Genomic DNA, 7,609 nt, shown 5'->3' on the forward strand with positions numbered 1-7,609 from the left:
TGAGCGGGTTGCTGATCATATATTACGAGGTCCTCGACATCATACCGCGGCTGACATCAGGCGCCGAACCACAAAACATCCGGTCGTAACACTATTATTTTATTATGGATTATATAGAAATACTTATACTGGTTCTCAGCTTTGTTTTCCTGTTGGGCCTCGGGGTACCTATTGCCTGGACACTCGGCCTGTCGGGATTGATTACGATCCTGGTGAGCGTGGAATCCATATCGGCCTTTACCACCATGGCCCAGCAGATGGCCACGGGCCTGGACAGTTTTACCATGCTTGCCATCCCCTTTTTCATCCTGGCCGGAGAAGTGATGAACCGGGGGGGCATTGCCCGGCGACTCATTGACTTTGCCAAGACGCTGGTCGGCTCCATGCCCGGGGGACTTGCTTACGTCAATATCTTTGCGGCCATGCTTTTCGGGGCCATTGCCGGTTCGGCCGTCGCCGCCGCCTCCGCCATCGGTTCCATCCTGGGTCCGCGCATGGAGAAGGAGGGCTACAGCAAAGAATTTTCAGCGGCCGTGAATATCACCGCCTCTACTACCGGCCTGATCATCCCGCCCTCCAACATTCTCATTATCTATTCGCTGGCAAGCGGGGGCGTCTCCATCGCGGCGCTTTTTATCGCGGGCTATGTGCCGGGACTTATCATCGGCCTTTTGCTGATGGGCGTTGCGGCCTTCTGGGCCAAACGCAAAAACTTTGCCGTCGGTGAGCGAAGCAGTCTCTCTGAAGTCTTCAGCACCTTCGTAAAAGCATTTCCAAGCCTGTTGCTGCTCATCATCGTCATCGGTGGTATCATTGCCGGCATCTTCACCGCAACCGAAGCGGCGGCCATCGCCGTGGTGTACACCTTGATTCTGGGTTACTATTACAAAGAAGTCTCCACCAGGGATCTGCCCGGCATCCTCATGGATTCCGTGATGACCACCTCCATCGTCATGCTGCTTATCGCCACCTCTATCAGCATGTCGTGGGTGATGTCGTACGAAAATATTCCCCAGGATATCAGTGCGGCCCTGCTCGCCCTCAGTGACAGCAAGATCGTAATTTTGCTTACCATCAACCTGATTCTTCTCTTTGTGGGTACCTTCATGGACATGACGCCCGCCGTGCTGATCTTTACCCCCATCTTCCTTCCCATCGTGACGGAACTGGGTATAGATCCCGTACATTTCGGCATTATGATGGTGCTCAATTTATGCATCGGCTTGTGCACGCCCCCGGTAGGCACCCTGCTGTTTGTGGGAGTGGGCGTAGCCGGTACGACCATCGAAAAAGTCATAAAACCGCTGCTCCCGCTCTTCCTCGCCATGATCGTTGCCCTGATGTTGATCACCTTCTTTCCGGAACTAACCCTCTGGCTGCCGCGCATGTTCGGATTTTAATTAATAATCGCATTAAAATTATAATTATAACACACCTGCACTATGAACTTTGAACAAACCTGGCGCTGGTTCGGCTCCTACGACACGATTCCCCTTACCGACATCAAACAGACCGGGGCCACCGGCATCGTCACGGCTCTGCACCATATTCCCCACGGGGAAGTATGGCCCGTCGACGAAATTAAAAAACGCAAGCAGCTCATTGAAGACAGCGGCCTTCGCTGGTCGGTCGTGGAGAGTATTCCCGTGCACGAGGATATCAAAAAGCAAACGGGTGACTACCATACGTATATTAAAAATTACAAGCAGTCTATCCGGAACCTTTCCGAATGCGGCATTGATACGGTATGCTATAACTTTATGCCGCTGACGGACTGGACCCGCACCACCATCAACCAGCCGCTGGACGACGGATCCACCGCACTCCGGTTCGACGCCACGGCCTTTGCCGCTTTTGAGCTGTACATCCTCCAGCGCGAGGGCGCAGAACAGACCTATTCTTCTGAACGGCAGGAAAAAGCCAGGGCGTATTACGAATCGCTCTCCGACGGCGAGGGCGAAGCGCTGACCGAGACCATACTCCTCGGGCTGCCGGGCGATGAAGAACTGACGCTCGAAAAATTCCGGGGCCTCCTGGATGAATACCAGGGAATCGATGATCAAAAACTGCGCTCCCACCTCTACCATTTTTTGCGGGAGATCATCCCGGTAGCGGAGGAGAGCGGCGTCCGAATGGCCATTCATCCCGACGATCCCCCCTTTTCCCTGTTTGGGCTCCCCCGCATCGTCAGCACCGAAGCGGACGCCCGGCGGCTGCTTGAAGCTGCAGACTCGCCCTATAACGGGCTCACCTTCTGTACCGGTTCCTACGGGGCTCATCCCGAGAACGACCTCCCCGGCATGGTCGAGCGCCTGGGAGACCGCATTAACTTTGTGCACCTGCGAAGCGTCAAACGCGATGAAGACGGGAGCTTCCAGGAAGCACGTCACCTCGAAGGCGATGCGGATATGTATCACGTCATGCGGGCGTTGATCAGGGAGCAGCACCGGCGAAAATCGGACGGCAGGGACGACCTTTCCATGCCCATGCGTCCCGACCACGGACACCGCCTGCTGGATGACCTGCAGCGGGAGTCGTACCCCGGCTACTCGGGACTGGGACGCCTGCGGGGACTGGCGGAACTTCGGGGACTGGAAATGGGGATCCGGAAATCACTGGAGGGGGATTAAATTTTGAATGTTGTGTTTACAGCCTTGTCCCTCGAAGTGGGCCTGCTCTTAACGTGTATCATCCAGCATCCCGGAGCTTAAACCCAGGAATACTTCGCCCTGTACACGATAGCTCAGCATGAGTTGAAGGGCAAGTCGGCCTGGACCAGGTCACCGATATTACCAACATGACCAAGACAGCGTTTTGCCGCTACTTTAAAAAGGTCACCGGAAAAACCTTTTTTACCTATCTCAACGAGTACCGGGGGGGATATGCCTGCAAGTTATTGATGCAGACGAATCTCAACGTTTCCGAAATCTGCTATAAAAGCGGATTTAACAGTATATCGAACTTCAACAAACAGTTTAAAGCCATCACCGATACAAGTCCGGTGCGATATAAAAACAAGCTTGGGAACGAAACATAACCCGTTAATAATCGAAAGCCTGGCCAAACCGCTGTTTTGGCCGATTTCCGTATTTTAGCCCATTCAAAACACCCCATATGTGGTATATGCTGCAGTTTTGAAATCGATCAGGCTTTGTTTTTGATCCAAACGCCCGGTTTTTCAAAGAGCCCGCTAATCCTGCACGGCCTTGTCCATAGCGTAGCTGAAAAAGTCTGTTTCACGCAGTTTCTTTTCAAGGGCTGTGAGTTCACCGGCATCAATCGTTTGCAGCGGCAGCCGGGCGGGACCGCAATCCAGGCCCAGCAGCTTCATGACTCCCTTGGCGGCCCCGCCATACTCATACTGATCAATCAGGCGGACAAACTCCATTGATTTTCGCTGCAGTCTTCTGACTTCAGAAAGGTCTCCCCGCTCATAGGCAGCAAGTATTTCATGGTAAAGACCCGGAAACAGGTTATAGGTGCTCCCCACAAATCCCCTGGCTCCCAATATAAGTCCGCAGCTCATGAGCTCGTCGTTGCCGAACATGATATCGTATTTTCCGTCCGCAAACTCCAGGCATCTGCTAAAATCCACGTAATCATAGTTGGAAAATTTAATTCCGCTCAGCATGGGAATTTTTTCCGATCCCTCCGCCAGAAAATCAACCATGGAGAAATTCACTTCCGTAAGTGCCGGAATATGATAATAATAAAACGGTACTTCCGGAGCCGCTTCCGCAACCTGCTGACAAAAGTCCACCAGTCCCCCCACATCCGCCGGCTTCCTGTAAAAGGGTCCCACGGTGGAAATCCCCGTAACATTTGAAAGCTGAGCCGCGTGTTTCCCGAGCGATTTCGCATCTTCCACCCCGGCATGTCCCACATGAATTAACAGCTTGAAATCGTCCGTAATGGTTTCATTCCATTTTTCCGCAAGCTGTTTGCGCTCCCGGGTGGTCAGCGACAATCCCTCGCCGGTAGATCCGTTGATAAAGGCGCCCACAATCTTTTGCTCCCTGTAATGTTCATATAACGGCGGAATCATATCCAGCTGTATGCTGCCGTCCTCTTTCATGGGTGTAAACGGCGCTACCACTAAACCTTCAATACTGTTCATAATAACTGCTATTCTGCTTGATTGACCTGTTTTATAATTTTTAATGAGTCGCGGGCACTGCCTCTGTGTGTTATAGCGTCTCGTCTGCCAACAGTTCCTTTATCAAAACTTTCTGAAAAAACAGGTCACCGGCACCTTCATATAAAATGCCCACCGCCTGCTCATCCACGGGAGTGAGGCAGGAATAGCCGTAACCCTGGTTTTCATTCAATAGAATCTGCTGATCCTCCGGCCAGCTCAACCCGTCATCGGTACTCATTTTAATCGCCATATTTTTTCGTGATTCCGTGCTGTTGGGATTGGAAAACAACAGGCAGTATTTGCTCAATTCGTCTTCCGGGCAGGGGAATTCAATCAGGCTGGCCATGCTGACCGGCTCAATGAGGGCGGAGCGCGACGTAGGATGCTTCTGCCAGCTCTCTCCCAGGTCGTCCGTCGTATAGACAGAGCGAGCCCCGCCGCGGTTGTCCCGCATGTTAAGCATCAGCGAACCATCGCTTAGCTGTACCACCTGCGCCTCGGTGGTGTTAGACTTGGCCCCGGACCCGATACTCCAGCTTTCGCCGTGATCTTTACTATAGATAATTGTGGCGTAGGGCATACCTTTCTCATCTTTAAACTGGGCCGGAAAGACAAGCGTTCCATCGTCCATGGTAATCCCCCTGCCCGGACCCTGCAACAGCAGCTGCCATTCGGGATCCTTAATCTGGCCGGTGATGTTCACAGGCTCGGACCATGTTTTACCGTCATCTTCGCTTTTGGTCAGCATAAACTGTCCCGTTTCTTCCGGTTCGATTCCCGGTCCCGATGCCGTCCAGGCCCGCTCTCCGGGCATGCCGTGCGTCCACAGCGCCGCCACCCAGATCGTACCCGTTTCATCGTCAACCAGTATGGAGGGGTCCCCGATCCCGTTCTGCTCTTCGGGCAATCCTCCCCATTCCCCCATATCCATAATGACCTGCATCTCTTCCCAGGTCTGTCCCCCGTCGGTGCTTCTGTTAATGCCCACGTCAATATCACCCTGCAGGTCACTGGCATTGTCATATCTTATATCGTAAGCGGCAATAAGTGTACCCTCGTTCGTGGTCACCAAACCCGGGATCCGGTAGGTATGCACGCCCTGTTGCCCCCCTTGCCGGACCACCACACCTATGCGCTTTCCTCCCGGGGGAGAAGCTTCTTCGGGGGACCAGCTATCGCCGCTTTCAAAGGTCAACTGCTCCAGTCCCGCATCCACCCTGTTCAATAATTCCGCGCCTTCCTTCAGCTCATAGGAAACCCAGAAAAAATTGTTGTCCCCTTTCAGCTGCTGTCTGCCCGCAATCTCCATGACTTCATCGATTTCATCAGTCCCTCCAAAGCGGACGGCCTCCCCGAGGGACCCCTCGTCACCGGCGTAGAAAACATCGACGGACTTTATATCCTCAATATCGGTCGTGCCCTCCGTGGTGATGCTCAGGCTGCTCACCGTGTCCTCCGAACTCACCTGCGCTCCATCTGCCCGCAGCTGAATCTGAAGCACCGGATTCCGCTGCCGGCCCATCAGCACCGGACTTACTTTCTGTTGAATCGTAATGCCGTTGTCGCGCTGCTTCGAGGAAGACTCCGTGTCCCGGCAGGATGTTGCGATCAGCCAGACCGATAAAAGGGGTAGAACGATCGTTTTAAACATACTCAGCATAAGCAGATAAAAGTTTATAGTTAAAAAACCCGTCCTGCCTTCCTTGCCGTATTGCGCCGGCAAAGAACCGTTTAGCCCAAACCTCTGCCTGTCCCCGACATAGCTTGACCGCTAATCATAAACAAGTGAAAGCTAAGCAAAACTCCACCCCGGCCCCGGGGATTTTACGCATTAGGAGCTCTTACTCGTAAAGCGAATCATTATCCGTATTCGCAAGATCCACCAGAAAGTCCGCAATATTATCCGTGACGGCATTCAAAAAGGCTTCCCCCTTTTCGGCCGTGGCGGCTGCAGGATTGCCGACCCCGGTATCCTCCGTCACCTGCGTCCATTCGCGCTGCACGAACGTCCACCCCTCATTCAGCGCGGGAACCGTAAATTTATTCGCCCTGCCGTCTCCGGCCTCTGACAGCGGCAGCACCCAGTCGGGTACAATATGCATCATCGTACTGCTTTCCATTTCCCCGGCGTGGTCGCCCGGCTCATCGAAATACCGCTCGTCATCGGCCGCCTGGTACCAGTTCAGGGCACACGAGAAAAGATCCGGGAAGTCCACCGGCAGCGTGCGCAGCATCTGCTTGAAATGATTGCCTCCGTGGCCGTTCAGAATAACCAGCTTGGGTATCCCCTGGCGCTCGAGCACATCCGCAATGTCGCTCAGTACCGCCATTTGCGTAGAGGGATTCATGTTCAGGCACAGGTCCACATCCAGCTGGCCGGTATTCACGCCGAACGGTACGGTGGGCAACACCACGGGTTTGGCTTCCCTCTCCCACGCCTTCCGGGCCGATTCTGCCGCCACGTAATCACACTGTATCACATCGGTGCCGTACGGAAGGTGATAGTTATGGGCTTCCGTGGCGCCCCAGGGCAGCACGGCCACGTCGTAATCCTCATTTTTTACGGTTTTCCAGTTGGTTTCGGAAAGAATATAGGGTCGGGGTGAACTCATAATAACTGCTGTTCTTTAATTTTAAATTAATATTTCAGTAAACTACTGCTCCAACAATAAAGAATTTTGAGCTTTATATTTCTTTTATTATTTATGGAGTAGCCCTCCAGGCCAAAGTATAATAAATGAGCACTTATTTTGTAGGCTTATTTATTCGCGTATCTCAACTCATAAGAAAATTACACTTTGGCATTCTACCGTACAGCCACTCATATGTAATCCCTGAAGGGCATGCGCAACAGTTTTCTGCTGCCCGACCACGGCAAAAAACTAAAGGGACTTACCTACCGGACCCTTGTAACCAAACACAACACAAAATGACCACTCATATGCTCAACGATAATCCCGGGCAACTTGCCGAAAAATACAAACGTACACTCCTCGAAAATGTCATTCCTTTTTGGGAGAATCACTCGATCGACGAGGAGCATGGCGGATACTTCAGCTGTCTCGACCGCGACGGCTCGGTGTACGACACCGATAAATTTGTCTGGCTGCAGGCGCGGCAGGTGTGGACCTTCTCCATGCTGTACAACCGGGTGGCAGAGCGGCAGAAATGGCTTGACATCGCAACCGCCGGTTACCGGTTCTTAAAAAAGCATGGGAGGGACTCCGGGGGACAATGGTACTTTGCCCTGAATCGCCGGGGAGAGCCGCTCGTACAGCCCTATAACATTTTTTCAGACTGTTTTGCGGCTCTTGCCTTTCACGAGTATTACAAAGCTGCCGGAGAAGAGGAAGCCAGGACCATTGCCGCCCGGACGTATTCCAACATTTTAGAACGGCGCGATCATCCCAAAGGCCAATACGATACCTCCGTACCCGGTACGCGTCCCCTCAAAGGGTTTGCCCTGCCCAT

At 53.0% G+C, this 7,609-nt stretch carries 7 protein-coding genes; 4 read left to right on the forward strand and 3 right to left on the reverse strand.

Annotation, left to right across the window (positions count from 1 at the left end):
- Positions 1 to 104 precede the first annotated feature (104 nt).
- The 3 genes from ACESLU_RS08950 (at position 105) to ACESLU_RS08960 (ending at position 3,037) form a co-directional block, all read left to right on the forward strand.
- Positions 105 to 1,400, forward strand: coding sequence for a TRAP transporter large permease (locus tag ACESLU_RS08950; RefSeq protein WP_372638118.1), 1,296 nt, complete (start codon positions 105 to 107; stop codon positions 1,398 to 1,400).
- 42 nt (positions 1,401 to 1,442) lie between these two features.
- Positions 1,443 to 2,630, forward strand: a complete 1,188-nt coding sequence (gene uxuA / locus ACESLU_RS08955; RefSeq protein ID WP_372638121.1) for a mannonate dehydratase — start codon at positions 1,443 to 1,445, stop codon at positions 2,628 to 2,630.
- Between the two features lie 167 nt (positions 2,631 to 2,797).
- Positions 2,798 to 3,037, forward strand: a complete 240-nt coding sequence (locus ACESLU_RS08960; protein WP_372638124.1) for a helix-turn-helix domain-containing protein — start codon at positions 2,798 to 2,800, stop codon at positions 3,035 to 3,037.
- A gap of 153 nt (positions 3,038 to 3,190) precedes the next feature.
- On the opposite strand, the gene ACESLU_RS08965 is transcribed toward ACESLU_RS08960, so the two are convergent.
- The 3 genes from ACESLU_RS08965 to ACESLU_RS08975 form a co-directional block, all read right to left on the reverse strand.
- Complete coding sequence (locus ACESLU_RS08965; protein WP_372638127.1) at positions 3,191 to 4,117, reverse strand: dihydrodipicolinate synthase family protein; 927 nt, start codon at positions 4,115 to 4,117, stop codon at positions 3,191 to 3,193.
- 70 nt (positions 4,118 to 4,187) lie between these two features.
- The gene (locus ACESLU_RS08970; RefSeq protein WP_372638130.1) at positions 4,188 to 5,789 is read right to left on the reverse strand and encodes an exo-alpha-sialidase; all 1,602 of its coding nucleotides are present in this window, start codon (positions 5,787 to 5,789) and stop codon (positions 4,188 to 4,190) included.
- A gap of 190 nt (positions 5,790 to 5,979) precedes the next feature.
- Complete coding sequence (locus ACESLU_RS08975) at positions 5,980 to 6,750, reverse strand: creatininase family protein (RefSeq protein WP_372638133.1); 771 nt, start codon at positions 6,748 to 6,750, stop codon at positions 5,980 to 5,982.
- Positions 6,751 to 7,067: 317 nt separating this feature from the next.
- Here ACESLU_RS08975 and ACESLU_RS08980 point away from each other — a divergent pair.
- A partial coding sequence (locus ACESLU_RS08980; protein ID WP_372638135.1) for an AGE family epimerase/isomerase occupies positions 7,068 to 7,609 on the forward strand: 542 nt, incomplete at its 3' end.

This window comes from Fodinibius sp. (genome assembly GCF_041642155.1).
Lineage (GTDB): Bacteria > Bacteroidota > Rhodothermia > Balneolales > Balneolaceae > Fodinibius.